This is a genomic window from Falsiroseomonas frigidaquae (assembly GCF_012163145.1).
In the GTDB taxonomy this organism is placed as follows: Bacteria; Pseudomonadota; Alphaproteobacteria; order Acetobacterales; family Acetobacteraceae; genus Falsiroseomonas; species Falsiroseomonas frigidaquae.
On sequence record NZ_JAAVTX010000003.1, the window covers coordinates 613,115 to 637,024 of the forward strand.

Consider the following 23,910-nt stretch of genomic DNA (forward strand, 5'->3'; position numbering starts at 1 on the left):
CCGCATGACCACCGTGCTCGACCGGTCCCTGCGGCTGCTGGAGGCGCTGGCCCGCGCGCCCGAAGGCCTGCCCCTGGCCATGCTGGCGGACCGCCTGGCAATCCCGCGCAGCGCCGCGCACCGGCTGCTGACGGAGCTGTCGCGCCAGGGCTATGTCCGCCAGGGGCATGATGGCGGGCCCTATGCGCTGACCCTGAAACTGGCGGGCCTCGGCCTGACCTTCCTGGCGCAGTCGGGCATCCCGGACATCGCCCAGCCGGTGCTGGACCGCCTGGCGACGGCGAGCGGGGAGCTGGTGCGCCTCGGCGTGGTCCGCGACGAGAGGCTGGTCTGGGTGGCCAAGGCGCAGGGCGCGCGGGCCGGGCTGCGCTACGACCCGGACAATGGCGCGGAGGCGCATCTGGCCTCCACCGCCAATGGCCAGGCCTGGCTGGCCACGCTGGAGGAGGATGCGGCGCTGGCGCTGGTCGCGGCCCAGGGCTTCGGGGATGCCGCGCAGCTCGGCCCGCAGGCACCGCGGGACCTGCCGGCGCTGCTGGCGCGGCTGCAGGCGGCGCGGCTGCGGGGCTTTGCCTGCGTCACCGAAAGCAGCGCCCCCGGCACCGCCGCCATGGCCGCGGTGGTGCGCGCGCCGCAGGGCCAGGCGATCGGCGTGGTCAGCATCGCCGGCCCGGCCTTCCGGCTCGACGCCGCGCGGATGGAGGCGCTGGCGCCGGCGCTGCTGGCGGCGGCGGCGGAGCTGGCGGAGGCCAGCGCGGCCTCCCCACTGCTGCGGGCCGTGCCATGAGCCAGGATTGCGACGTGCTGGTGATCGGCTCCGGCGCCGGCGGGCTGGCCACCGCGGTGACCGCGGCCTTCCACGGGCTGCGCGTGGTGGTGGCGGAGAAGGCCGATCTGTTCGGCGGCACCACTGCCTGGTCCGGCGGCTGGATGTGGGTGCCGCGCAACCCCCTCGCCGTGGCCGCCGGCATCGTCGAGGATGTGGAGGCACCGCGCAGCTACCTGCGGCACGAGCTGGGCAACCAGTACGACGCGGCGAAGGTGGAGGCCTTCCTGCACGCCGCGCCGCGCATGGTGGATTTCTTCGCGGGCCATACGGCGGTTCAGTTCATCGCCGGCAACGCCATTCCGGATTTCCATGGCGACACGCCCGGCGCGGCCAAAGGCGGGCGTTCCGTCTGCGCCGCGCCCTTCGACGGCCGCGTGCTGGGGCCGCTGCTGCACCGGCTGCGGCCGCCGCTGGCGGAGCTGACCCTGGCCGGCATGGGCATCGCCTCGGGCGAGGATCTGCGGCGCTTCATGACCGCGACGCGTTCGCCGCGATCCGCCCTGCACGCGGCACGGCGCCTGGCGCGGCATGGCTGGGACCGGTTGCGGCATGGGCGCGGCATGCATCTGGTGAACGGCAATGCGCTGGCCGCGCGGCTGCTCAAATCAGCCGATGATCTCGGCGTGGCGCTGTGGGAGTCGGCGCCCGCCGCACGCCTGCTGATGCAGGATGGCGCGGTGCACGGCGCGGTGCTGCGGCGGGGCGGGACGGAGGTGCAGGTGGTGGCGCGGCGCGGCGTGGTGCTGGCCTGTGGCGGCTTCCCGCATGAGGGGAACCGGATCCGCGCCCTGTTCCCGCACGCCCCGGATGGCGCGCATTTCTCCGCCGCCCCGCGCGGCAATACCGGCGACGGGCTGCGTCTGGGGGAGGATGCGGGCGGCGCCGTGGTGCGGGATTTTCCCGATGCGGGCGCCTGGGCGCCGGTCTCCCGCGTGCCGCATGCGGATGGCAGCGCGGGCCACTTCCCGCATCTGGTGGAGCGCGGCAAGCCGGGCGTCATCGGCGTGACCGCGCGCGGGCTTCGCTTCACCAATGAGGCGCGCGCCTATCACGACATGATGCGCGGGCTCTTCGCCGCGGTGCAGCCGCCGGAGGAGGTGTGCTGCTGGCTGGTCTGCGACCATCGCTTCCTGCGGCGCTACGGCCTCGGCTTCGTCAAGCCGGCGCCGCTGCCGATCTTCCCGCATCTGCGCTCCGGCTATCTGCATCGCGGTACCACGCTGGCGGCGCTGGCCGCCGCCTGCGGCATCGATGGCGCGGCGCTGGAGGCCACCATCGCGCGCTACAACGGCCCGGCGCGGCAGGGCGCGGACCCGGAATTCGGCCGCGGCAGCACCCCCTATGAACGCATGCAGGGCGATGCCGGGCGCTGCAACGCGCCGATCGAGCGCGCGCCCTTCTACGCGGTGAAGATCGTGCCCGGCAGCCTCGGCACCTTCGCCGGGCTGCGGACCGATGCGGCGGCGCGGGTGCTGGATGCGGCGGGCGCGCCGATCCCGGGCCTCACCGCCGTGGGCAATGACATGGCGAGCATGATGGGCGGGCACTATCCCTCCGGCGGCATCACCCTCGGCCCCGCCATGACCTTCGGCTGGATCGCCGGCCGCCGGCTTGCGGGGATCGAGACATGACACGCCGCCTCGGCATCGCGCAGCTGACCCTGCTGGAGACACCGCCGCCGGAGCTGCTCTCCATCGCTGCGGAAGCGGGCGCCGATTGCGTCGGCATCCGCCTGATCCCGGTGCTGCCCGGCACGCCCTTCGCCCCGCTGATCACCGACGCACCGCTGATGCGGGAGACGCTGCGGCGCATCGCGGCGACCGGCGTGCAGGTCTTCGATATCGAGATCGTGCGGCTGGAGCCGGACACCGATGTCGCCCGCTTCACGCCATTCTTCGAGGCCGGTGCCAGGCTGGGCGCCAAGGCCATCCTGGTCGCGGCCTATGACCCGGAACCGGCACGGCTGGCGGAGAATTATGCGCGGTTCTGCGACGCCGCGGCACCCTATGGGCTGACCGCGGACCTGGAATTCATGCCCTGGACCGCGGTGCCAAATGTGCGCGCGGCGGTGGCGCTGCTGGCGCAGGTGGACCGGCCGAATGCCGGCATCCTGGTGGACCCGATCCATTTCGACCGCAGCGGCAGCACGCTGGCGGACCTCGCCATGATCCGCCCGGACTGGCTGCACTACTGGCAACTCTGCGACGCGCCCGCCGCGCAGCCCGCCGATCTGGAGGAGATGCTGCACCAGGCGCGCGCCGAACGGCTGCGGCCCGGCCAGGGCGGGCTGGACCTTCCTGCGCTGATCCGCGCCATGCCGCCCGATCTGCCGGTCAGCCTGGAGGTGCCGGAGGTGACGCTGGCGCGCAGCGTGGCGGCGCGGGCGCGCGGCGTTTCGATGCTGCGGGAAGCCCGCGCCTTCCTGTCACAGCACGCTGCGTAGCCAGGCCAGGCTGCGCGCGACCTGCGGTTCCTCCTCCTCGCCATAGGCCGGGTCGAGGTAGTCGATCTCCAGCGCCAGCAGGCCCTTGTAGTCGGCAGCACGCAGATGGCCGAGCACGGCCACGATATCCACCAGCCCCGCATCCAGCGGCACGCTGGGCCAGAAGGCGAAGCTGCGCGGGTCGCCGCGCACCGCTGAGACGTTCTTCACATGCGTCGCACGGGTCCAGGGCGCGAGCTTGGCCGCCACCGCCACCGGCTCCTCGAACATCCGCAGGTTGTTCGCGGTGTCGAGGCAGACGCCGAGGCCGGGGCTGTCCACCGCCTGCATGATCTCCACCATCTCATCCGCCAGCAGGTCGATATGGTTCTCCACCGCCAGCACCACGCCCTGCCGTGCGGCGGCCTCCGCCAGCGGTTGCAGCATCGGCACCAGCTTCGCCTTGTGCTGCGCCCAATCCGCCGGCCGCGTGCGGCGGCTGCCGGCGCAGATGCGCATCACCGTGGCGCCGACGCGTTTCGCGATGCCGATATGGCGCAGCAGGTCCTGCGCGGCCGCCTCATCGGTGCCGGAGCGCAGCCCGTCCGGATGGCCCCAGGCCCAGACCGGCTCCAGGCCCAGCTCCGCCACGCGATCCGCCAGCCTTCCCAGCGTGGCGTCATCCTCCGGGATATAGACCGCCTCCAGCGACACGCCGGCCACGCCATGGCCATGGGCGATGTCGAGGAAGTCGAAGACGTCGATGCGGCGGCCGGGGTCGCGTTGCAGCCCCTCATACCAATCGCCGAAGAAGCGGTGGTAGCAGTAGCTGTCGATGCCGATGCGCATGCTTTGGTCTCCCCAGGGGAGCGTCGCACGGACGCTCCCCTGGGGCGATACTCAGAAGCGCAGCTGCAGCCCGCCATAGACGGAACGGCCGAAGCCCGGCTCGAACAGCGCCGCATTCGCCGTCGCACTCGTCGCCACACTGGTCGAGGAAATGTAGCGCACATCGGTCAGGTTGCGGCCCGCCACGAAGGCGGTCACGCCATTGCCGAAATTCCAGCCGGCGCGCAGGCCGAACAGCGCGTAGCTGTCGGTGCGTAGGGTATTGGCATTGTCGGCATAGAAGCCGCTCGGGACCCAATCGACATTCGGCGCCACCCAGCCGCCGGCCGGGTGGGCGTAGCGCAGCTCCGCATGCAGCAGGTGGCGCGGCGCGCCGGGCAGGTCGTTGTCGCCATAGGTGCTGTCATCGTCGAAGCGGAAATCGCTGAAGGTATAGGCGGCGCGCAGCGTCACGCTGTCCCCGGTCGCCAGCGCGTTGCGCCGCGCCGTCCAGTCCAGCCCGGCCTCGATGCCCTGGTGGATGGTGCGGTCCACATTCTGCGCCAGGGAGGATCCGGCGGTGGGGCCGGTCAGCAGCTGGATCTCATCGCGGATCCAGGCGCGGTACAGCGCCACCTCGAAGCCCAGATCGCCGATCCGCCCGCGCGTGCCGATCTCCGCCGTCACCGCGCGCTGCGCATCGAGTCCGGAGAAGCCGGCACTTGGCACCAGCGGTGTCAGGTCCGAGAGCGTCGGCGGCTCCGTGCTCCAGGAGACATTGGCGAAGACCTGCGCCTGTGGCGTCGCATCCCACAGCAGGCCCAGGCGCGGATTTACCCACTGCCAGCGGCCGCTGCCGCTGTCATCCGCCTTCGGATCCGCCGCCGTCACCGCCTCGCCGAAGAATCGGTCACGGCTGGCGCGATAGGCCTCGCCCGCCTGCAGCCCGGCGATAACGCCGACCGTCGGCAGCACCCGCAGCGTGCTTTCGGCATAAAGGTCGTTGGTGCGCGCGCGGTCGGTGGAGGAGGCAGTCCTCGCCCCCGGCTGGCCGCCAGTGTTCACGTAGCGGTTGCTGTCGGTGACGCCGATCGCCGCGTTGGCGCCGACCACCAGCCGATGCTCCAGCCCCGCGATCCGCCCCTCCAGCGTCGCGCGGCCGAATGCCGAGAAATCGTCGTTGCGCTGGTCGATATACTGGAAGATCGGGTGGTCCAGTTCCCGCCGCACCGCGCCGATGCCGGCTTCCAGCAGCACGCCCTCCATCGGCCGGTAGGCGGTGCGGCTGCCGAGGCGCAGGCTTTCGATATTGCGCTGGTAGTCCTGCACCAGGTTGGCCGAGGCCGCGCCGCGCGGATTGCGCAGCGCCTGCTCGCGCGTGACGGAGCCCGGGATCTGCTGCCAGATGTTGTTGTAGGTCAGGTAGAAGCGCGTCTCCGCCTGCTCCGACCAGCGATAGCCGACATTGCCGGAGATCCGCTGGCTGCGGCCGGCGCTGTGGTTGCGGAAGCCTTCCTGAGTCAGGGTGGAATAGGCGAGGAAGGCATCCGCCGCGCCGCTCGCCAAGCCATAGGTCAGCAGGCCGCGCGCGAAGCCGTCGCTGCCCACCTCGCCGCGGATGGTGCCGCCCGGATTGCTGCGTCCGGTCTGCGACACGCCGTTGATGGCGCCGCCCAGCGTGTTCGATCCTTGCGCGAAGCCCTGCGCGCCGCGGAACACCTCCAGCCGCTGCAGCGTCTGCGAATCCAGCTCCTGGAAATCGCCGCTGCCATCGGCCTGGTTCAGCGGCACGCCATCCAGCGTCAGTCGCACGCCGCGCAGATGGAAGTTGCGGGCGAGGCCGGAGCCGCGGATGGAAAGCCGCGAATCCTCGCCCCATTTCGGCCGGGCGAAGACGCCGGGCGTCAGCTCCAGCATGTCCTGCAGCGTGGTGGTGCCTGGCCGGTCGAGGAAGGTCTCGGCGGGGACGACGGAGGCATTGCCGGGGATCTGCCGCAGCGCGGTCGCGGCGGCGTCGTTGTCCGGCGTGGCGGCCACGGGCGGCACGCGAGGCGCGGTGACCAGCAGGTCGGGCAGCGTGGTGGGGTTGGGCGTTTGGGCCAAAGCAAGCCCAGGCAGCATCAGGGCGGCGCCGGCAAGCCGGGCGCGCGTGATCTTGGTCATCGGGAAACATCCTTGTCTGAGTGCGGAAGCGCGGCGTCTCAGACGAGGGCGGGTGGGGCCTGCGCACCCAAGGGCGGGCCACGGATCGGCGGGCGCAGCGTGGTGGCGGCAGGCAGGACATGCTGCGGCCCCGCCAGCACCCAGGCCGGGCGCGGCAGCGCCGGCGGCTCGGGCAGCAGCACCGCCGGCAGGCTGTGGCAGACCGGGCAGAACTCGCCATGCGCGGGCGGGTCCGGCAGCACCTGGCCATCCGGCCCGATCACCACCCGGCGCATGCCGTCCATGGTGCAGAGCTCGGTCACCAGCCCGCCGGCATGGGCGGACTTCCGCCACAGGCACAGCGCCGGCGCCAGCGCGGTCTGCGCCAGCAGCACCAGCAGCAGCGCCAGCAGGGCGGGCCGGCAGATCATCTCAGCCGGCGATTTCCACCAGCACCGGCACATGGTCCGATGCCTGGGTCCAGCCGCGGGCCTCCTTCAGCACGGTGTGGCTGACCAGCCCGCCCGCGAGGTCCGGCGAGACCCACACATGGTCCAGCCGCCGCCCGCGATCCGCCGCGCGCCAATCCGCCGCGCGATAGGACCACCACGTATAGAGCTTCTGGTCCGCCGGCACGAAGTGGCGCAGCGCATCGTGCCAAGCGCCCGCCTGCATCATGGCGGTCAGCGCCTCGGTCTCCACCGGCGTGTGGGAGACGATTTTCAGAAGCTGCTTGTGCGACCAGACATCATGCTCCAGTGGCGCGATGTTCAGGTCGCCGACCAGCACGGCACGCCGGAAGCCGCCGGCGGCGTGGCGCGCGGCGGACCAGGCGGTGGCCTCCGCGACGAAATCCAGCTTGTGGGCGAATTTCACGTTCTGGTCCCGGTCGGGAATGTCGCCGCCGGCCGGGATGTAGAAGTCGTGCAGTTCCACCGGGCCGCCGGGGGCGTCGAGCTCCACCGCGATATGCCGGCAATCGCCCTTGGCGCACCAGTCCGGGTCCACGCCGTCGCGGCGCGTAAAGGGGATTCGCGAAAGAATGGCGACGCCGTTGTAGCCCTTCATGCCGCGCACCGCGCGATGCTCGAAGCCCAGCGCGGCCACGCCCTCATGCGGGAAATGCTCGTCGGGGCATTTCGTCTCCTGCAGGCAGATCACGTCGGGCGCCAGCGCGGTGACGAGATCGGCCAGCAGCGGCAGGCGCAGCCGGACGGAGTTGATGTTCCAGGTGACGATGCGAAGGGTCATGCGGCCTGCATTCGAGGTGGGTCAGGTGGCTTGCCCCCACCCCGACCCTCCCCCGCTTCGCAGGGGAGGGAGAAGTTGAGACTAGACGATCTTGACGGTGACCGTGCCGACGCCCTCGACCATGCCTTCCAGCAGGTCGCCCTTGTTCACGGCGGCGACGCCTTCCGGCGTGCCGGTCATGATCAGGTCGCCCGGCTCCAGCCGCACCAGGCCGGAGAGGTTGGCGATGACTTCCGGCACCGACCAGATCAGTTTTGCAAGATCGGAGGTCTGGGTGACCTTGCCGTTCACCCGCAACTCGATCTTGCCCTTCGAAGGGTCAAAATCGCCCGCGGGGATCAGCAGGCCCATCGGGGCGGACTTATCAAAACCCTTGCCCATGTCCCACGGGCGGCCGGTCTTCTTCGCCTCGTTCTGCAGGTCGCGGCGCGTCATATCCAGGCCGCAGCAATAGCCCCAGACATGCTTCAGCGCGTCCGCCTGGCTGATGTCCACGCCGCCGGTGCCGATGGCGACCACCAGCTCCATCTCATGGTGCAGCGACTTGCTGGCGGGCGGATATGGCATGTCCGCATCGTTGATGACGACGGCGTCCGCCGGCTTGGTGAAGTAGAAGGGCGGCTCCCGCGTCGGGTCGCTGCCCATCTCGATGGCGTGTTCCGCGTAGTTGCGGCCGACGCAGAAGATGCGGCGCACGGGGAAGGACCCGCCGCCCTTCACCGGGATGAAGGCCTGGGCGGGCGGCGGAATCACGTAGTCGGCCATGCTTGAGCTTTCCTTCGGGAACGCGATGCGCGGGACCATACCCCCCCGCATACGCCGCGCAAGTGGCGCATGCCGGCAACGACGGGCGCGGGTTCGGATCAGCCCAGGCTGACCCGCCACATGAAGCGCCGGCTCTCGCCCGCGCCCAGCATCTCCATCCCCGGCTTGGCCCAGATATCGCCCCAGAACTGCGCCGGGTCGGCATGGCCGGCCCAGGGCTCGATGCAGAGGAACTCGGCGCCTGGCTTCATCCAGAGGCCGAGTTGCGAAAACCCCTGCCAGGTCACCTCCAGCCCCGGCGTGCCGGGGGCGGCATAGCGCAGGCGGCGGCTGGCCGGGTTCAGCAGGATGATGGCGGAGGGGCGGAACAGATCCTCCCGCAGGCCCAGATTGCGGCCATGCACCGGCAGGGGATGCGGCGTCGCGTCGATCAGCCCGTTCTCGTCCAGCCGCCAGGCGGGGCCGGATTCCGCCTGCTCGAACTCGATCCGGTGCGCGTTCTTGCCGCCGGCGCCGGGCAGCGGCCAGCGGAAGGCGGGATGCGCGCCGATCGAGAAGGGCAGCGTGCCCTCGCCAGGGTTGTGCACCGTATGCGTCACGGTCAACGACGCACCATGCAGCGCATAGGCAACCTCCAGCCGGAAGGCGAAGGGGTAGGCGGCGTGCGTCGTGGCATTGTCCACCAGCAGGAAGCGGCAGCTTTCCGCGCCCTGCTCCAGCAGCTCGAAGCGGCTGTCGCGGGCGAAGCCGTGCTGGCCCATCGGGTAGACCTCGTGGCCGACGCGCAGGGTGTCGTCGCGCAGCCGGCCGACGATGGGGAACAGCACCGGCGCATGCCGCGGCCATTCCGGCCCGGCCTGCCACAGGAATTCGCGCCCCGCGGCATCCCGCAGGCTGGCCAGCTCCGCACCCTGCGGCTTCACCGCGATGGAGAGCTGGCCGGAGGAAAGGGTGACGCGGTCCGTCATGGCAGCCGCCCCGCTTCGCGACGCTGGTCGTAGGCGCGCGCATGCAGATGCGCCAATTCGTGCAGCTCCGCCGGAATGCCGGCCTGGCGCGCGGCCGCCGCCAGGTAGCCGAGGATATGATCCGCCTCGGTCCGCCCACCGGCTTCCAGGTCGCGCAGCAGGGATGCGGTGTAGGTGCTGGCGGGGTCGGCGAACATCGTGCGGTAGCTGGCCATGAAGGCGTCCGTCATGGCATGGCCGCGCGCGGCGGCGATGGCGGCGTTGCGGTCCAGCAGCGTCATCAGGAAATCGGTGCCGCCGGCGCGGACGATCTCGCCCACGCTGGCGCGCATCAGCACGGTGGCGGCGGCGACGGTGCCGAGATGCACCAGCTTCTCCCACATCCGCCTTTCGATATCCGGCACCGCCTGCGCCACCAGGCCCGGCGCCCCGCCCAGCGCGGCGGCGAGCGCGCCGGCGCGGCCGTCCATGCGGCCATCCTGTTCGCCGAAGGTCAGCCAGTGCCAGTCGCCGAGATGCTGCACCACGCCATCGGCCGTCAGCGTCGCGGCGCATTTCGCCAGGCCGCCCCAGACCTGCGCGGGTCCGAAAGCCTGGTTCAGCCGGTCCATATGCGCCATGCCGTTGAGGATCGGCAGCACGCAGGCGCCGTGCTGCACCGCGTAGCGAATGGCCTCGATGGCGCTGTCCAGGTCATAGGCCTTGCAGGACAGCAGCACAACATCGAAGCCCGGACCGGCCGTCTGCGTGGTGCTGACGGGCCGATCGATGTCGCCGAGCGCGCTCCGCACCCGCAGCCCGTCCCGCGCCAGGGCCGCCGCACGCGCCGGCCGCACCAGGAAGGTCACGTCCAGGCCGCGTTCCAGCGCCCGGCCGCCGAAATACCCCCCGAGGGCGCCCGCCCCCAGCACCAGCATTCGCATCGTGTCGTTTCCCCGTTGCGACCGGGAGCAATCGCCACAAAGCCCGCCGCTGTCCAGCCCGCCGACCTCCGAACGCAGGACCGCCGCCGTGCGGGGGCACACGGCGGCGGTTTCGGGCGGGATGCGCGGGAGGAGGGTGGGGTCAGCGCATCACGCCGAAGGGGTCACCGCATCGCGGCGATGTCCAGCACCTCGGCGCCCGGCAGGCCGGCCACGGTGCCCAGCGCCGTCAGCTTGCCATCGGCCAGGTTCACGCTGTGCAGGGTGTTGCCGGACAGCAGGAAGCCCATGTTGCCGCCCTGGCCATCCGACAGCACGTCGAAGCCCACGGCCACCGGCAGGCCCATGCCCAGCATGCCCTTCACCTGCTGCACGCCATCATTCGGCGGCGCCTGCAGGTTGTAGGCGCCGAGCAGCGTGTCGATCGTATAGAGCGCGGTGCTCGGCGCGCCCGGCTGGCCCGCGGCCGGTGCGTTGGCAGGCGGGGCCACGCTGTTGGTATAGGCGCCGGCGGTGATGCGCGGCGCGGTGCCGGCCTGCGGCGAGCCGTCCATGTACTTCTGCTGGCCATCGCGGACCACCTCGCCGGTGTCCACGTTCACCCGGAAGTTCACGCCGCTCATGCCCATCAGGCGCAGGCGGTTGGCGACCGGATTGAAGTCCACCACGGCGCGGCCGCCGCTCTCGAACGGCATGTTGAGGCGGGAGACCTGCGTGGCGCGGCCATTCATCGGGTCGATGCGGACGATCTGCCCGCGCTCGGTCACGCCATACAGCCCGCCATCCTGCGGCCGCTGATCGATGCCGAGCAGCCGGCCGTCGGTGCCGGTGACGCGGATGGGCGATTCGGCACGGCGCGTCTCGCTGTCCATGCGGACCAGCATGTTGTCGGCGGTGAGCCCGATCAGCGTCGCGGCCTGGGCGCCAATCGGGGCGCTGGCGGCGCCGCCGGCGATCAGGGCGGCGGCGGCAAGGGCGGTGCGCAGGGTCTTCGACATCGGCTTCTCTCCATCTTCCATGGCAGGCCTCGCGGCCTCGCTGATGGCGTTACGGAGGGCGGATGCGGTTGGATGCACGGACGCCGGAATAAATCGGCCGATCAGGTTCCCGTGGCGCGTGCCAGGCGGCCGATGAACAGGATCGGCCCGGTCGGCCGCCCGATCGGCGAGCCACCGGGCGGCTCAAGCGTGATCTCGATCAGCATGCCCGGGCTGGGCCGGATGGTGCTGGGCGCCACGCTGATACGCCCTTCCGCCGGAATCAGGCCGAGCGAGGTCGGCGCCGTGGCGCCCTGCGGCAGCGCCCACAATTCCAGCACGCGACCTTCCGGCGCCGGGCGCGGGTTCAGCGAGGCCAGGCGCAGACCGCCGCCATCGGCCTCCACCAGCCAGGCCGGCTGGTCGCGATCCGTCAGCAGCACGGTCATCAGCCGCGGTTCCGGCTCCGGCCGCAGCAGGATGAAGGCGGCGAGGCCGGCGGCCAGCGCGGTGCCGCCGATGGCGCCGATGCGCCACGGGTCGAGCAGCCCGGCCAGCCAGCCGCGTGCCTTGGGCGGCGGCGCCGGGTCCAGCGCGGCGGCGATGCGGTCCCACAGCCCGGGCGGCGGCGCCTCGGGCGGGGCCAGCGTGGCGAGCGGGGCCAGCCGTGCCTCCCACCGCGCCACCGCCTCGGCCAGCGCCGCGTCGGACTCCAGCGCGGCGGCGACGGCAGCAGCCTCCCGCGCCTCCAGCGTGCCGAGCACGTATTCGGCGGCCAGCGCGTCACGGTCCTCTGGGCTCATGCCGGGGGGGATCATGCCAGGCACTCCCGCAGGCGCAGCAGGCCGCGGCGGATCCAGGCCTTCACGGTGCCCAGCGGCAATTCGAGCTGGGCGGCGATCTGCGCATGGCTCAGCCCATGCACGAAGGCCAGCACGATGCCGCGGCGGTTGCGTTCCTCCAGCGTCGCCAGGCACTGCCGCAGGCGACGGCCTTCCGCACTGGCGGAGACACGTTCCAGCGCCTCCGGCTCCACCGGCTGGTCGCCCAGCGCGGGGTCATCGGTGGGAATCTCCCGCCCGCGCGCGCGCGCCATGTCCAGCGCCGCATAGCGAACGATGGCGGCGAGCCAAGCCTCCGGCGTGCCACGGGCCGGGTCGAACTGGTGCGCGCGGCGGGCGATGCGGAGGAAGGCGTCCTGCAGCGCATCCGCCGCGGAATCCCGGTCCCTGAGTATGGCGTTGGCAACGCCGAACAGCCGCACCGACTGGCGCTCATAGACCGCGCGCAAGGCCTGACGATCCCCGGTGGCGACGGCGGATAGCAGGGGGGCGAGTTCGGTGGCGGCGTCCATCGGGCGGCAGGATGACCACGCCGGCGCGTCGCAGGCAACCCAGGATGGGAAGCCTGAGCACAGGGCCGGCTAGGTTTCCAGCATCCGGCGCAGCAGCTCGACATCCTCGGCGAAGGCGCTGTCGGCCTGCATCAGCTCCGCCACCCGGCTGACGGCGTGCATCACGGTGGTGTGGTCGCGCCCGCCGAAGCGGCGGCCGATCTCGGGCAGGGACCGGCTGGTGAGCTGCTTGGCCAGGTACATCGCCACCTGCCGCGGCCGCGCCACAGCCCGCGCCCGGCGGGGGGAGGACATGTCGGTCAGGCGGATATTGTAGTGTTCCGCCACCCGCTTCTGGATTTCCTCGATCGTCACCCGGCGGTCATGCGCGCGCAGGATGTCGTGCAGCACCTCCTGCGCGCCTTCCAGCGTCACCGGGCGGCCGAACAGGTTGGCGTGCGCGATCAGCCGGTTCAGCGCGCCCTCCAGCTCCCGCACGTTGGAGGTGATCTTGTGGGCGAGGAACTCCATCACCTTGGGCGGCACCGGCACGCCCTGGGTCTGCGCCTTGGCCTGCAGGATCGAGATGCGGAGCTCATAGGTTGTGGCGTGCAGGTCGGCGACCATGCCGCAGCCCAGCCGGGTGCGCAGCCGGTCCTCGATGCCGGAAAGATCCGAGGGCGACTTGTCGGCCGAGACGATGATCTGCTTGCCGGCATCAACCAGAGCATTGAAGGTGTGGAAGAATTCTTCCTGTGTATTGTCCTTGCCGATCAGGAATTGCAGATCGTCGATCAGCAGCACATCGACCGACCGCAGCGATTCCTTGAATTCCATCGTGCTCTGGCTGCGCAGCGCCGCGATGAAGCGGTACATGAACTTTTCCGCGGACATATAGGCGACGGACAGCGGCGGGCGCCCATCGGCGGCGCCATGGTCGCGGATCGCCCAGGCGCTGGCATGCATCAGGTGGGTCTTGCCCAGCCCGACGCCGCCATACAGGAACAGCGGGTTGAAGCCCGGGCTGGCCGGGCGTTCGGCCACCCGGCGGGCGCAGGCATAGGCGAATTCGTTCGGCTTGCCGACCACGAAGGTATCGAAGGTGAAGCGCGGATCGAGCGGTGCGGTCCAGTCGCCGCGGGCATCGCCCGGGCGCGGTTCCGCCGCGCGGCCAAGCGATTCCGCGAGGCCGGAGGCAGCCTCCTGCGGTTCCGCCGCCAGTTGCCGCGGCGTGATCCGGGCGGATTTGCCTGACCCGGCGCCGCCATCGTTCAGCGGCTCCGCCATGCCATTCGGCTGCGGTTCCGGCCGTTGCAGCGCATGCTGGTCCGCCGCCTGCTTCAGCTCCGTGCCACGGCCGTCCGAGCTCCGGTTATCCGGGCCACGGCTCTCCGGCATGACGCGGAATTCCAGGCGGCGGATGGTCGGCAGTTCCGCCTGCCACAGCGCGCGCAGCCGGTCGCCGTAGTGGCCACGTACCCAATCGCGCAGGAAACGGGTGGGCAGCAGGACGATTGCTTCCTCGCCCTGGACCGAGGCCAGCGTCATCTGCCGCAGCCAGGTGCGGTATTCGACCTCGCCGACCTCTTCCTTCAGTCTACCCCGGATGCGCGCCCACACCTCCGCCAACTGCGTGGAGGAAGACGAAGACGACGGGCCGACCGCATGCTCCATGTGATGCACCTGCCAACCTCGTGGGCCCTTGCGGGCGATGTGCATTTGACCGTTCGGCTGCGGAGAATCCGGCCGCGAAGACAGGCGCGCGGCTCCGGGGGGATGAGCGCGACTGCCCCGAAGTTACCGCGACGCGCTTAGCCGGCGCAAATGATTACTGGTGGATTCCGAAATTGCTGCACCGCAGACCAAGTAGTCACGGGAGCAATGCCGAGACATTTCGCAGCAGAAATGGCAAGCCGCCCGCTTATCCGGCAGGCTGCTTGTCATTTATGGCAAAATGGTGAATCTCCGAGCAGATCCGCCGCGCGCCGCATCAAGCGGCGAGGCGGATTGCCGGGTCAGGCCTGGACGGCTGCGCCCAGGGCCTTGATGCGCGCCGAAAGCCGGGACAGCTTGCGGGCGACGGTGTTGTCGTGGAACACGCCCTTGTCGGCGGCGCGCTGCATTTCCGGCTGGGCCGCACGCAGCGCTTCCTGCGCCACGGACTTGTCGCCGCCGGCAATCGCCAGCTCGACCTTGCGGATGAAGCCACGCACGCGGGACCGGCGCGAACGGTTGCGCTCCGTGCGCTTCTCGGTCTGACGGATGCGCTTGCGCGCGGAAGCCGTGTTCGCCATGGCGTCTTATCTGACCAGTCAATTGTTACGGGTGCCAGCGGCACAGACCGCCGGCGAAGGCCGGGTTACTACCTCCGGTGCCGCCAGCGAGTCAATGCGCGGCGTGTCGCCCACGCCGGGCCCGGCGGATCAGCTGCGCCGGGCCCGGCGGGTTACCTGCGCCGCGCCCGGCGGATCAGCGATGCCGGAAGGCCGGCTTCCGCTTCTCGGCGAAGGCCGCCATGCCTTCCTTCTGGTCCTCCGTGGCGAACAGCGAATGGAACAGCCGCCGCTCCAGCCGCACGCCGTCCGTCAGCGTCGTCTCGAAGGCGGCGTTCACCGCCTCCTTCGCCATGGCGACGGAGGGCGCGGAAAGGCTGGCGATCTTCTCGCCCATCTTCAGCGCCTCCGGCAGCAGATCCGCCACCGGCACCACCCGGGCCACCAGGTTGGCGCGCTCCGCCTCCGCCGCATCCATCATGCGGGCGGTCAGGATCATCTCCATCGCCTTGGACTTGCCGATGGCGCGCGTCAGCCGCTGGCTGCCACCGGCGCCGGGAATGATGCCCAGGTTGATCTCGGGCTGGCCGAATTTCGCGTTGTCGGCGGCCAGGATCAGGTCGCACATCATCGCCAGCTCGCAGCCGCCGCCCAGCGCGAAGCCCGCCACCGCCGCGATCACCGGCTTCTGGATGCGCAGCACGTCTTCCCAGCGCTTGCCGATGAAGTCGTCGAAATAGACCGCCGGGAAGTCGCGGTCCTTCATCTCCTTGATATCGGCCCCGGCGGCAAAGGCCTTCTCCGAGCCGGTGACGACGATGGCACCCACCGCCGGATCGGCATCGTAGGCGCGCAGCGCCTCGCCCAGCTCGGTCATCAGCTGGTCGCACAGCGCGTTCAGCGCCTTCGGCCGGTTCAGGGTGATGACGCCGACCCGGCCCTGAATTTCCGCCAGGATCATCTCATAGGCCATGCGCCGTCTCCCCGTTTCCGGCCCAAGCGGTAGCGCAACCGGCAGCCTCGCTCAACGCTGCCTGCGAGCGCGATAGCGCTCGAGGCTACTTGCGAGCGCGATAGCGCTCGACGCTGCCTGCGAGCGCGATAGCGCTCGACGCTGCGCCAGCGCGCCGAAGCGCTCAACGCTGCGTGCGGGCACAATAGAAGGTGCTGCGGCCCGACTGCACGATGCGCGATACGCCGGCACAGCCGCTTTCCGGGCCTGGGCATAGCGGGCAGGGCTGGCCTTCCCGGTCATAGACGGAAAACCGGTCCTGGAACCGGCCCAGCTCGCCATCCGCCCGCACATAATCCCGCAGGCTGGACCCGCCGGCGCCGATCGCCTCCTCCAGCACCGCCTTGATCGCCGGCGCCAGCCGAACCGCCCGGGCGCCTGGAATGGTGGCCGCCTCCCGCCTCGGCGAGATCCTGGCGCGAAAAAGCGCCTCCGCCACATAGATGTTGCCCAGCCCCGCCACCACGCGCTGGTCCAGCAGCGCCGCCTTGATCGGCGTTTTCTTGCCGGCCAGCGATGCCCCCAGGCTGGCCGCCGTGAATTCCGGCTCCAGCGGCTCCGGCCCCATCCCTGCCAGCAGTTTGTGGGAATCCTCCGCCGCGCTCGGCACCAGGTCGATGCTGCCGAAGCGGCGCGGGTCGACGAAGCCGATCCGCGTGCCGTCCGCCGTCTCCATCACCAGGTGCTCATGCGCCTCCGGCGGCTGGTTGTGGCCGCGGGCGTCGGAGAACACGCCGTTGGGGCCCATGAACGGCACGGCAGGCCCCGCCATGGGGCGCGCCACCATCCGGCCCGACATGCCGAGATGGATCAGCAGGCTTTCCGCCGTATCCAGCCGCACCAGCATGTATTTGCCCCGCCGCCGGAAGCCGGTGACCGTGGCGCCCGTCAGCCGCCGCGCCAGCCCTTCCGGAAACGGCCAGCGCAGCCCTTCCCGCAGCGTCTCCGCCCGTGTGATGCGCCGCCCCTCGAGCACCGCCCGAAGCCCCCGCATCACCGTCTCCACCTCCGGCAATTCCGGCATTTTTTCCTCGGGCTGCCGCTGTCTTGATGCACAGCGGGGCGCTGGCTTCGGCGGTGGCAGCACCATCTGTCATCGCGTCCGGGCGCCCCACTGGCAAGGCACCCGCCAAAGGGGCAGGATGGGACGATGAGCGACACAACCGATTTCGGCTTCCGCGAGGTGCCGCGCGCCCAGAAGGCCTCCATGGTGCGGGAGGTGTTCGAGAGCGTGGCCCCCCGCTACGACCTGATGAACGACCTGATGTCGCTCGGCATCCACCGCATCTGGAAGCGCATCTTCGTCAGTTCCATCGCGGCATCGCCGCGGGAAACACTGCTGGATCTGGCGGGCGGCACCGGGGACATCGCCTTCGGGGCGCTGGCGCGTGGGGCGAAGCGCGTCATCCTGACGGATGTGAACCCGGCCATGCTGGAAGTCGCCCAGAAGCGGGCGCTGGATCGCGGCATTGTCACGGGCCTCGATTTCGCCGTGGTCGACGCCGAGCACATCCCCCTGCCCGACCGGTCCGTGGAGAAGGTCTCCATCGCCTTCGGCCTGCGCAACTGCACGGACAAGGCGGCGGTGCTGCGGGAGGCGCGGCGCGTGCTGCGCCCCGGCGGGCGCTTCCACTGCCTGGAATTCTCCAAGGTGGCGATCGAGCCCCTCGCGAAGGTCTACGACATCTGGTCCTTCAAGGTGCTGCCGGAGATCGGCGCCCGCGTGGCGCAGGACCGCGACAGCTACGAATACCTGGCCGAATCCATCCGCCGCTTCCCCGACCAGGAGACGCTGGAGGACATGATGCGCGAGGCCGGGCTGGAGCGCGTGGCGCATCGCAACCTCTCGGGCGGCATTGTGGCGATCCATTCGGGATGGCGCCTGTAGTGCCGACGACGGCGCGGGACCCGGATTTCCGGACCCGCATCGAAGCCGCCTTCGCCGCCCAGGGGCTGATGGCCACGCTGGGCGGCCGCCTTGTGGCGCTGGAGCCCGGGCGCTGCACCATCGAGGCCGACTTCGCCCCCGGCCTGACCCAGCATCACGGCCTGTTCCATGCCGGCGTGCTGACCACGCTGGCCGACAATGCCTGCGGCTTCGCGGCGATGAGCCTGCTGCCGGCGGGGGGCGAGGTGCTGAGCGTGGAGTTCAAGGTCAGCTTCCTCCGCCCCGCATCCGGCCTGGTGGCGGTGGCGCGGGGGGAGGTGGTGAAGCCCGGCCGCAGCCTCACCTTCTGCCGCGCCGATGTTTTTGTTCGCGACGCGGCTGGGACCGAGACCCTCGCCGCCAGCATGATGGCGACGATGATGGCCGCCGCGCCCGAGGCGCGCTGAGGCGTTGCCTTGGCGCATTTTCCGAGTCGCCTTACCAAGCCGCAAGGCCTGAAAATGCTTACTGCAGCCGCAGCCCGATGCGGCGGATCACCGGCTCCCAGGTCGCGCGTTCCGCCGCCAGGTACTGCGCCAGATGCGCCGGCCCGCTGCTGGCCGGCTGCGCGCCGATGCGGACCAGCGCCGCGCCCACCTGTTCATCCTTCAGTGCCTCCGCCAGGGCCTCCGCCATGCGCTGCCGGATCGCATCCGGCGTGCCGGCGGGGGCCAGCAGCGCCTGGAAGTTACGCACCACCAGCGCCGGATGGCCGAGCTCCGCCGTGGTCGGGATGGACGGCGCGAGAGGTGAACGCGCATCGGCGGTGATCGCCAGCGCCCGCACCCGGCCCGTCTCCACCAGAGGCAGCAGGGCGGAGATGTCGCCGAACAGCGCCTCGATCTTGCCGCCGATCACATCGGGCAGCGCCGCACCGGTGCCGCGATAGGGCACGTGTTCCAGCCGGATCTCCGCCAGCTGGCCCAGCAATTCCATCGCCAGATGCGGCGTGGTGCCGATGCCGGCGGAGCCGAAATTCAGCGCCCCGGGCCGGCTGCGCGCCAGCGCCACGAAGGCCGCGAGGTCCGCCGCCGGCAGGTCGTTCGTCACCGCCAGGATCTGCGGGCTGTCGGCGATCAGCGCCACGGGTGCCAGCGCACGCAGCGGGTCCGGCGCATCCGCGGCGCCTGCGGCCGGCGCGATCACCAGCGGGCCGGGGGAGCCGACCAGCATCGTGTAGCCATCCGGCCGCGCCGCCGCGACCACGCGGGTGCCGACCAGCCCGCCGGCGCCGGCGCGGTTCTCCACGATCACGGTCTGGCCCAGCGCCCGGCGCAGCCCCTCCGCCACCGGCCGTGCCACATTGTCCACCGGCCCGCCGGGCGCGAAGGGCACCACCAGCGTCACCGGCCGCTGCGGCCAACCCTCCTGCGCGCGAGCCAGGCCGGGCGCGGCCAGCGTGGCCCCCAGCAGCATGCGCCGTGTCGTCCTGATCATGGTGTTCCTCCCTCTTCCCGCGCCGCGCCGCGGCTTCCACACTCGGCAAAACAGGAAAGTCCGCCATGCGCATCGCATCGATCGAAACGCTTCCCTGCGTGCAGCGCCAGGAAGACCCGAGCTGGAATTTCGCCCGCGGCGCGATCCCGAATGTGCGCGGCTGGATCATCCGCGTGCGCGACACGGATGGCGCGGAGGGTTTCGGTTATGGCCATGCCATGGCCCTCGTCACCGGCCTGCCGGAGGCGCTGCCGCATGCCGTCGCGCATTACGAAAAACTGCTGAAGGACCGCCCGCTGGCCGACCTCGCCGCGCATGCGGAGGCGATGGGCGCGGCGCTGGTGCATGCGCCGGGCGCGCGGGCCGGGGTGGAGATGGCGCTGCACGACCTGCTGGCGCGGCGCCTGTCCATCCCCGTCGGCACCCTGTTCGGCGGCCGGTTCCGCGACCGCATCCCCTGCGCCCGCCTGCTGGCGCTGAAGCCGCCGGAGGGCATGGCGGAGAAGGCCGCCGCCCTGGTGGCGGAAGGCTATCGCGCGCTGAAGGTGAAGTTCAGCGGCGATCCGGCGCTGGATGCCGCGCGGCTGGCCGCGATCCGCGCCGCGGTGGGGCCGGCGGTGCGCCTCTCCCTGGACCCCAACCAGGCCTATTCCGCCAAGGGTTTTCTGCAGTTGTTCGAGCGCATCTGCGTCCACGACATCGCGCTGGTCGAACAGCCGGTGCCGGCGAGCGATTGGGACGGGCTGGCGCTGCTGACGGCACGGCTCGGCGTGCCGGTGGAGGCGGATGAAAGCGCCGCCTCGCTCACCGATGTGGCCCGCCTGGCGCGCACGCGCATGGTGGATGTGATGAACCTGAAGCCCACCAAGATCGGCGGCATCCGGGACACGCTGGCGGCCATCGCCATCTGCGAGGCCGCCGGCATCGGCGTGCGCTTCGGCGCCAGCTTCGGGCCGGGGCTGCTGCAGGCCTTCACCAGCCACCTGGCGGCCTCGCTCAAGCATCTGGAGCATTCCTCCGAACTCGCGGAACACGCCCATCTGCTCGATGACCCCTTCGCGCCTTACCCTGTTGTGGATGGCAGCGTGGCCGTGCCGGATGCGCCCGGCACGGGGCTCGATCTCATCGCCCCTTGAAGACGGGCTTGCGCTTCTCCGCGAAGGCACGCAGGGCCTCCTGCGTGTCCTCGGTGGAGGCCAGCGCCACGGTCTGCGACTGCTCGTAGAGATAGCCCTCATGCAGCGGCAGGTCTTCCGTCACCCGAAAACTGCGCTTCGCCGCCCGCACCGCCAGCGGCACCTTCTGGGCGATCTCCGCGGCGATGGCCTGCGCCGCTTCCACCACCTTGTCGCGCGGCACGCAGACCGAGGCCGCGTTCATCCGGTACAGTTCCGGCCCGGTGATGCGGCGCGCGGTGTAGATCATCAGCCGCGCATCGGATTCACCGAGATGCCGGCGCACATGCTTCACGCCGCCCGCGAGGCCGACATCGACCTCGGTCATGGACATGAAGCTCTCCTCCGCCACCACCAGGATGTCGCAGCACAGCGCCAGCACGCAGCCGGCGCCGATGGCGGCACCGTTCACCGCGGCGATCACGGGCTTCTCGCATTCCAGCACGCAGTCGAAGCCGGCGCGCACCAGGCGGTTGTGGCGCGGGAAGGCGCCGGGCGCGCTGCGGTCCGGCCGGTCCTTCAGATCCGCCCCCGCCGAGAAGGTTTTTCCGGATCCCGTCAGCACGACGGCGCGCACGTCGTCGCGGTCATGCAGCTCGTCGAAAACGCGGACAATGTCCTCGCGGAACGCGCCGTTCTGCGCGTTCACGGGGGGGCGGTCGATGGTCACCGTCGCGACGAAATCGGCGACGTCCAGCCTGATGGTCGAAAAACTCATTCCACGCGTATCCCTGCCGCCTCGATCACCTGTTTCCAGCGCGCGCTCTCGCGCTCGATCGTCGCCGACAATTCCTGGGGCGTGGAAGGTGTGGCCTCCTCGCCCAGCTCCTCCATCCGCGCCAGGTAATCCGGGCGCTGCAGGATGGCGACGATCACCTGGTTCAGCTTCGCCACCACCGGCGCGGGCGTGCCGCCGGTGGCCGCGATGTAGTTGAAGGGCGCGGCATCGAAGCCCGGCAGCGTCTCCGCGATCGCCGGCACATCCGGCGCCTGCTTCGACCGCGCCGGCGTGGTGACGCCCAGCGCGCGCAGCTTGCCGTCGCGCGCCTGCGGCAGCAGCACGGAGAGCGTATCCAGCGCCATCGAGACGGTGCCGCCCAGCAGATCCGTCAGCGCGGCGGAGGTGCCGCGATAGGGCACATGGGTGATGTCGATCTGCGCCATGAACTTCAGCAACTCCCCCGCCAGGTGGGAGGAGGAGCCGACGCCGGAGGAGGCGAAGGTCAGCGTGCCCGGCCGCGCCTTGGCGAGTGCGATCAGCTCCGCCAGGTTTCGCGCCGGGACGGAGGGATGCACCACCAGCAGATTGGGCGCGCGCTTGTAGCCCGAGACCGGGGCGAAATCCTTGATCGGGTCGTAGGGCACGCTGCGCATCAGGTGCGGGCTGATGATCTGCGGCGCCGGCGTGCCGTAGAGCAGCGTATGCCCATCCGCCGCGGCGCGGGCCACGGCCTGCGCGCCGATGGTCGCCGCCCCGCCCGGGCGGTTCTCCACCACCACGGGCTGGCCGAGCGGCCCGGCCATCGCCTCCGCCAGCATGCGGGCGGAGGCATCGGCGGACCCGCCTGCGGCATAGGGCACGATCAGCCGCAGCGGCCGGGCGGGGAAATCCTGCGCCTGTGCCTGCGCCAGGGCGGGTGCGGCCAGGCTGGCGGCCAGCAGGCCGCGTCGGGTCATGCTCATTGGATGCGGATGCCTCCCCGCTCGATCACCGGGCCCCAGCGATCATGTTCTTCCCGCACCATCGCGGCCAGTGCTTCGGGCGTGCCGCCCAGCTTCTCGATCCCCAGGATGTCGAAGCGGCTGGTCAGCGGCGGCGAATCCAGGATCTCGTTCAGCGCCGCGTTCAGCCGCGCGATGATCTCGGGCGGCGTGCGGCCGGGGGCCAGGATGTAGTTGAAGCTGGCATCGTGGAAGCCCGGCAGGGTGCGGCCGATCGGCGGCAGGTCCGGCGCCGCCGCGGCGGGTTCCGCGGTGGAGACGCCGAGCGCCTTCATGCGTCCATCGCGCACCAGCGGCAGCAGGGTGGCGATGTTGTCCATCATGAAGTCGACGCGCCCGGCCATCACATCCTGCGTCGCCGGAGCGGTGCCGCGGAACGGCACATGCAGCATCTCCAGCCCCGCCATCTGGCCGAACATCGCCGCGGCCAGATGGCCGGAAGACGCCACGCCGGCGCTGGCGAAGGTCAGCCCATCCGCCTTCGACTTGCCGAGCGCGATCAGCCCCGCCACGTCGTTCGCCGGGAAATCCGGCCGCACCACCAGCAGTTTTGGCGCACGCAGCACCGCAATCACCGGCGTGAAATCCGCCTGCGGGTCGTAGCTCAGGTTCCGCATCAGATGCGGGTTCAGGATCTGCACATTCGGCGTGGCATAGAGCAGCGTCAGCCCATCCGGCGCCGAACGGGCGACGTTGACGGCGCCGATGGTGGTGCCGCCGCCGGGGCGGTTCTCCACCGTCACCGGCTGGCCGAGCATGCTCCCGAGCGGTTCCGCCAGCAGACGGCCCACGGTGTCCGCCGCGCCGCCCGGCGCGAAGGGCACCACCAGCCGCATCGGCCGCGAGGGCGACCATTGCTGCGCTCTGGCCGAACGACTCAGGGCCAGCAGGCCGCCGGCGGCGGCCAGAAGGGTTCTGCGGTTCATCGGCTCAATCCAGGGTGATGTTGTTGGCGCGCACGACCTCGGCCCAGGTGGAGGAGGTCTGCCGGATGAAATTCGCGAAATCGTCCGGATTGCTGCCGACCACGCGGCCGCCCTGGTTGATCAGCGCCTGGCGCGTCTCCGGATCCGCCAGGGCCGCCTGCGCCGCGCTGGCCAGCGCCGCCAGGCGATCGGCCGGGATGCCGGCCGGGCCGAGCAGCCCGTACCAGGTCTCGCTGATCATGTTCGGCACGCCGGCCTCGATGGCGGTGGGCAGGTCCGGCATGATGCCGAGGCGTTCCGCGGAGGTGACGGCCAGTGCCGGCACGCTGCCCGCCCGCACATGCGTCAGCAGCGCCGGCACATCCGCCGCCAGGATCTGGATGCGCCCGGCCAGCAGATCCGTCACCGCCGGCGCCGCGCCGCGATAGGGGATGTGGACGATGTCGATGCCGGCGCGGATCTTCAGCAATTCACCCGCCATGTGCAGCGAGGAGCCGACGCCGGCGGAGCCGAAGGAAAGCTGGCCCGGCCGCGCCTTGGCCATCGCCACCAGCTCCGCCAGGTTCTTCGGGCCGAGATTCGGCGCGATGGCGATGATCTGCGGCACGGCCAGCACCTGGCTGATCGGCGCCAGATCCTTCTGCACGTCATAGGGCATGCTGCGCTGCAGGTGCGGCAGGATGACGATGGCGCCGGAGCTGGCCATCACCACGGTGTGCCCATCCGCCCGCGCCTTCGCCGCCGCATCCACGCCGATGGCACCACCGGCGCCGGCGCGGGAATCCACCACGATGGGCTTGCCCAGGCGTTCGGACATCACCCGCGCCGTGACGCGCGCGATGAAATCGGCCGGGCCGCCCGCGGCGAAGGGCACGATCATGCGGATCGGCTGGTCCGGGAAGGCCGCCTGAGCGCGGGCCATCTGCGGCAGCGCGGCGAGGCCGAGGGTGCCCAGGCCAAGCGAACCGAGGGCGGTGCGGCGGGTGATGTTCATTGTTGT

The 23,910-nt window shown here is 71.0% G+C and carries 25 protein-coding genes; 6 read left to right on the forward strand and 19 right to left on the reverse strand.

What is annotated here, in order from left to right; genetic code table 11:
* Positions 1-4 precede the first annotated feature (4 nt).
* The 3 genes from HB662_RS11850 to HB662_RS11860 are packed head-to-tail and all read left to right on the forward strand — an operon-like array spanning position 5 to position 3,272.
* Positions 5-787: an IclR family transcriptional regulator gene (locus HB662_RS11850; RefSeq protein ID WP_168049910.1), complete on the forward strand. Its 783-nt coding sequence runs from the start codon at positions 5-7 to the stop codon at positions 785-787.
* On the forward strand, positions 784-2,460 hold the full coding sequence (locus HB662_RS11855) for an FAD-dependent oxidoreductase (protein WP_168049911.1): 1,677 nt from the start codon (positions 784-786) through the stop codon (positions 2,458-2,460). Before HB662_RS11850 ends, HB662_RS11855 begins: the two co-directional genes overlap by 4 nt.
* A complete protein-coding gene (locus HB662_RS11860; RefSeq protein ID WP_168049912.1) occupies positions 2,457-3,272 on the forward strand; it encodes a sugar phosphate isomerase/epimerase family protein in 816 nt (271 codons plus the stop codon). The genes HB662_RS11855 and HB662_RS11860 overlap by 4 nt, the downstream gene beginning before the upstream one ends.
* On the opposite strand, the gene HB662_RS11865 is transcribed toward HB662_RS11860, so the two are convergent.
* The 14 genes from HB662_RS11865 to mutM form a co-directional block, all read right to left on the reverse strand.
* Entirely contained in the window at positions 3,255-4,100 is an 846-nt protein-coding gene (locus HB662_RS11865) for a sugar phosphate isomerase/epimerase family protein (RefSeq protein WP_168049913.1), read from the reverse strand. The genes HB662_RS11860 and HB662_RS11865 overlap by 18 nt on opposite strands.
* Positions 4,101-4,151: 51 nt before the next feature.
* Positions 4,152-6,242 (reverse strand): TonB-dependent receptor family protein, encoded by a 2,091-nt coding sequence (locus HB662_RS11870; RefSeq protein WP_168049914.1) that lies wholly within the window; start codon positions 6,240-6,242, stop codon positions 4,152-4,154.
* Positions 6,243-6,280: 38 nt separating this feature from the next.
* Positions 6,281-6,652, reverse strand: a complete 372-nt coding sequence (locus HB662_RS11875) for a DUF2946 family protein (RefSeq protein WP_168049915.1) — start codon at positions 6,650-6,652, stop codon at positions 6,281-6,283.
* 1 nt (position 6,653) lies between these two features.
* Positions 6,654-7,472, reverse strand: coding sequence for an exodeoxyribonuclease III (locus tag HB662_RS11880; protein ID WP_168049916.1), 819 nt, complete (start codon positions 7,470-7,472; stop codon positions 6,654-6,656).
* A gap of 81 nt (positions 7,473-7,553) precedes the next feature.
* Entirely contained in the window at positions 7,554-8,237 is a 684-nt protein-coding gene (locus HB662_RS11885) for a fumarylacetoacetate hydrolase family protein (protein ID WP_168049917.1), read from the reverse strand.
* Between the two features lie 98 nt (positions 8,238-8,335).
* On the reverse strand, positions 8,336-9,205 hold the full coding sequence (locus HB662_RS11890) for an aldose 1-epimerase family protein (RefSeq protein ID WP_168049918.1): 870 nt from the start codon (positions 9,203-9,205) through the stop codon (positions 8,336-8,338).
* Complete coding sequence (locus tag HB662_RS11895; protein WP_168049919.1) at positions 9,202-10,128, reverse strand: 2-dehydropantoate 2-reductase; 927 nt, start codon at positions 10,126-10,128, stop codon at positions 9,202-9,204. Before HB662_RS11895 ends, HB662_RS11890 begins: the two co-directional genes overlap by 4 nt.
* Before the next feature lie 164 nt (positions 10,129-10,292).
* The gene (locus HB662_RS11900; protein WP_168049920.1) at positions 10,293-11,126 is read right to left on the reverse strand and encodes a DUF4394 domain-containing protein; all 834 of its coding nucleotides are present in this window, start codon (positions 11,124-11,126) and stop codon (positions 10,293-10,295) included.
* Positions 11,127-11,227: 101 nt separating this feature from the next.
* Complete coding sequence (locus tag HB662_RS11905) at positions 11,228-11,908, reverse strand: anti-sigma factor (protein ID WP_168049921.1); 681 nt, start codon at positions 11,906-11,908, stop codon at positions 11,228-11,230.
* An 11-nt stretch (positions 11,909-11,919) separates the two neighbouring features.
* A complete protein-coding gene (locus HB662_RS11910) occupies positions 11,920-12,459 on the reverse strand; it encodes a sigma-70 family RNA polymerase sigma factor (RefSeq protein ID WP_168049922.1) in 540 nt (179 codons plus the stop codon).
* A gap of 69 nt (positions 12,460-12,528) precedes the next feature.
* A complete protein-coding gene (gene dnaA / locus HB662_RS11915; RefSeq protein ID WP_168049923.1) occupies positions 12,529-14,112 on the reverse strand; it encodes a chromosomal replication initiator protein DnaA in 1,584 nt (527 codons plus the stop codon).
* 341 nt (positions 14,113-14,453) lie between these two features.
* A complete protein-coding gene (gene rpsT, locus HB662_RS11920; protein WP_168049924.1) occupies positions 14,454-14,732 on the reverse strand; it encodes a 30S ribosomal protein S20 in 279 nt (92 codons plus the stop codon).
* A 175-nt stretch (positions 14,733-14,907) separates the two neighbouring features.
* Complete coding sequence (locus HB662_RS11925; RefSeq protein WP_168049925.1) at positions 14,908-15,684, reverse strand: enoyl-CoA hydratase; 777 nt, start codon at positions 15,682-15,684, stop codon at positions 14,908-14,910.
* Between the two features lie 163 nt (positions 15,685-15,847).
* A complete protein-coding gene (mutM, locus tag HB662_RS11930; RefSeq protein WP_168049926.1) occupies positions 15,848-16,747 on the reverse strand; it encodes a bifunctional DNA-formamidopyrimidine glycosylase/DNA-(apurinic or apyrimidinic site) lyase in 900 nt (299 codons plus the stop codon).
* Between the two features lie 126 nt (positions 16,748-16,873).
* On the opposite strand from mutM, the gene HB662_RS11935 reads away from it, so the two are divergent.
* Entirely contained in the window at positions 16,874-17,611 is a 738-nt protein-coding gene (locus HB662_RS11935; protein WP_168049927.1) for a class I SAM-dependent methyltransferase, read from the forward strand.
* The gene (locus HB662_RS11940) at positions 17,599-18,057 is read left to right on the forward strand and encodes a PaaI family thioesterase (protein WP_168049928.1); all 459 of its coding nucleotides are present in this window, start codon (positions 17,599-17,601) and stop codon (positions 18,055-18,057) included. Before HB662_RS11935 ends, HB662_RS11940 begins: the two co-directional genes overlap by 13 nt.
* Positions 18,058-18,115: 58 nt before the next feature.
* Here the strand turns inward: HB662_RS11940 and HB662_RS11945 are convergent, their stop codons facing one another.
* A complete protein-coding gene (locus HB662_RS11945) occupies positions 18,116-19,087 on the reverse strand; it encodes a Bug family tripartite tricarboxylate transporter substrate binding protein (RefSeq protein ID WP_168049929.1) in 972 nt (323 codons plus the stop codon).
* Positions 19,088-19,152: 65 nt separating this feature from the next.
* Between HB662_RS11945 and HB662_RS11950 the strand changes: the two genes are divergently transcribed.
* Positions 19,153-20,223, forward strand: coding sequence for a mandelate racemase/muconate lactonizing enzyme family protein (locus HB662_RS11950; protein WP_168049930.1), 1,071 nt, complete (start codon positions 19,153-19,155; stop codon positions 20,221-20,223).
* Here the strand turns inward: HB662_RS11950 and HB662_RS11955 are convergent.
* The 4 genes from HB662_RS11955 to HB662_RS11970 are packed head-to-tail and all read right to left on the reverse strand — an operon-like array spanning position 20,210 to position 23,904.
* Positions 20,210-20,980 (reverse strand): enoyl-CoA hydratase/isomerase family protein, encoded by a 771-nt coding sequence (locus HB662_RS11955; protein WP_168049931.1) that lies wholly within the window; start codon positions 20,978-20,980, stop codon positions 20,210-20,212. The genes HB662_RS11950 and HB662_RS11955 overlap by 14 nt on opposite strands.
* The gene (locus tag HB662_RS11960; RefSeq protein ID WP_168049932.1) at positions 20,977-21,945 is read right to left on the reverse strand and encodes a Bug family tripartite tricarboxylate transporter substrate binding protein; all 969 of its coding nucleotides are present in this window, start codon (positions 21,943-21,945) and stop codon (positions 20,977-20,979) included. The genes HB662_RS11955 and HB662_RS11960 overlap by 4 nt, the downstream gene beginning before the upstream one ends.
* Complete coding sequence (locus tag HB662_RS11965; RefSeq protein WP_168049933.1) at positions 21,942-22,910, reverse strand: Bug family tripartite tricarboxylate transporter substrate binding protein; 969 nt, start codon at positions 22,908-22,910, stop codon at positions 21,942-21,944. The genes HB662_RS11960 and HB662_RS11965 overlap by 4 nt, the downstream gene beginning before the upstream one ends.
* Positions 22,911-22,914: 4 nt before the next feature.
* Positions 22,915-23,904 (reverse strand): Bug family tripartite tricarboxylate transporter substrate binding protein, encoded by a 990-nt coding sequence (locus HB662_RS11970; RefSeq protein WP_168049934.1) that lies wholly within the window; start codon positions 23,902-23,904, stop codon positions 22,915-22,917.
* Positions 23,905-23,910 lie beyond the last annotated feature (6 nt).

Coding starts and splice junctions, on each gene's coding strand:
- HB662_RS11850 (WP_168049910.1), top strand. CDS start 5: ATGACCACCGTGCTCGACCGGTCCCTGCGGCTGCTGGAGGCGCTGGCC.
- HB662_RS11855 (WP_168049911.1), top strand. CDS start 784: ATGAGCCAGGATTGCGACGTGCTGGTGATCGGCTCCGGCGCCGGCGGG.
- HB662_RS11860 (WP_168049912.1), top strand. CDS start 2,457: ATGACACGCCGCCTCGGCATCGCGCAGCTGACCCTGCTGGAGACACCG.
- HB662_RS11865 (WP_168049913.1), bottom strand. CDS start 4,100: ATGCGCATCGGCATCGACAGCTACTGCTACCACCGCTTCTTCGGCGAT.
- HB662_RS11870 (WP_168049914.1), bottom strand. CDS start 6,242: ATGACCAAGATCACGCGCGCCCGGCTTGCCGGCGCCGCCCTGATGCTG.
- HB662_RS11875 (WP_168049915.1), bottom strand. CDS start 6,652: ATGATCTGCCGGCCCGCCCTGCTGGCGCTGCTGCTGGTGCTGCTGGCG.
- HB662_RS11880 (WP_168049916.1), bottom strand. CDS start 7,472: ATGACCCTTCGCATCGTCACCTGGAACATCAACTCCGTCCGGCTGCGC.
- HB662_RS11885 (WP_168049917.1), bottom strand. CDS start 8,237: ATGGCCGACTACGTGATTCCGCCGCCCGCCCAGGCCTTCATCCCGGTG.
- HB662_RS11890 (WP_168049918.1), bottom strand. CDS start 9,205: ATGACGGACCGCGTCACCCTTTCCTCCGGCCAGCTCTCCATCGCGGTG.
- HB662_RS11895 (WP_168049919.1), bottom strand. CDS start 10,128: ATGCGAATGCTGGTGCTGGGGGCGGGCGCCCTCGGGGGGTATTTCGGC.
- HB662_RS11900 (WP_168049920.1), bottom strand. CDS start 11,126: ATGTCGAAGACCCTGCGCACCGCCCTTGCCGCCGCCGCCCTGATCGCC.
- HB662_RS11905 (WP_168049921.1), bottom strand. CDS start 11,908: ATGAGCCCAGAGGACCGTGACGCGCTGGCCGCCGAATACGTGCTCGGC.
- HB662_RS11910 (WP_168049922.1), bottom strand. CDS start 12,459: ATGGACGCCGCCACCGAACTCGCCCCCCTGCTATCCGCCGTCGCCACC.
- dnaA (WP_168049923.1), bottom strand. CDS start 14,112: ATGGAGCATGCGGTCGGCCCGTCGTCTTCGTCTTCCTCCACGCAGTTG.
- rpsT (WP_168049924.1), bottom strand. CDS start 14,732: ATGGCGAACACGGCTTCCGCGCGCAAGCGCATCCGTCAGACCGAGAAG.
- HB662_RS11925 (WP_168049925.1), bottom strand. CDS start 15,684: ATGGCCTATGAGATGATCCTGGCGGAAATTCAGGGCCGGGTCGGCGTC.
- mutM (WP_168049926.1), bottom strand. CDS start 16,747: ATGCCGGAATTGCCGGAGGTGGAGACGGTGATGCGGGGGCTTCGGGCG.
- HB662_RS11935 (WP_168049927.1), top strand. CDS start 16,874: ATGAGCGACACAACCGATTTCGGCTTCCGCGAGGTGCCGCGCGCCCAG.
- HB662_RS11940 (WP_168049928.1), top strand. CDS start 17,599: ATGGCGCCTGTAGTGCCGACGACGGCGCGGGACCCGGATTTCCGGACC.
- HB662_RS11945 (WP_168049929.1), bottom strand. CDS start 19,087: ATGATCAGGACGACACGGCGCATGCTGCTGGGGGCCACGCTGGCCGCG.
- HB662_RS11950 (WP_168049930.1), top strand. CDS start 19,153: ATGCGCATCGCATCGATCGAAACGCTTCCCTGCGTGCAGCGCCAGGAA.
- HB662_RS11955 (WP_168049931.1), bottom strand. CDS start 20,980: ATGAGTTTTTCGACCATCAGGCTGGACGTCGCCGATTTCGTCGCGACG.
- HB662_RS11960 (WP_168049932.1), bottom strand. CDS start 21,945: ATGAGCATGACCCGACGCGGCCTGCTGGCCGCCAGCCTGGCCGCACCC.
- HB662_RS11965 (WP_168049933.1), bottom strand. CDS start 22,910: ATGAACCGCAGAACCCTTCTGGCCGCCGCCGGCGGCCTGCTGGCCCTG.
- HB662_RS11970 (WP_168049934.1), bottom strand. CDS start 23,904: ATGAACATCACCCGCCGCACCGCCCTCGGTTCGCTTGGCCTGGGCACC.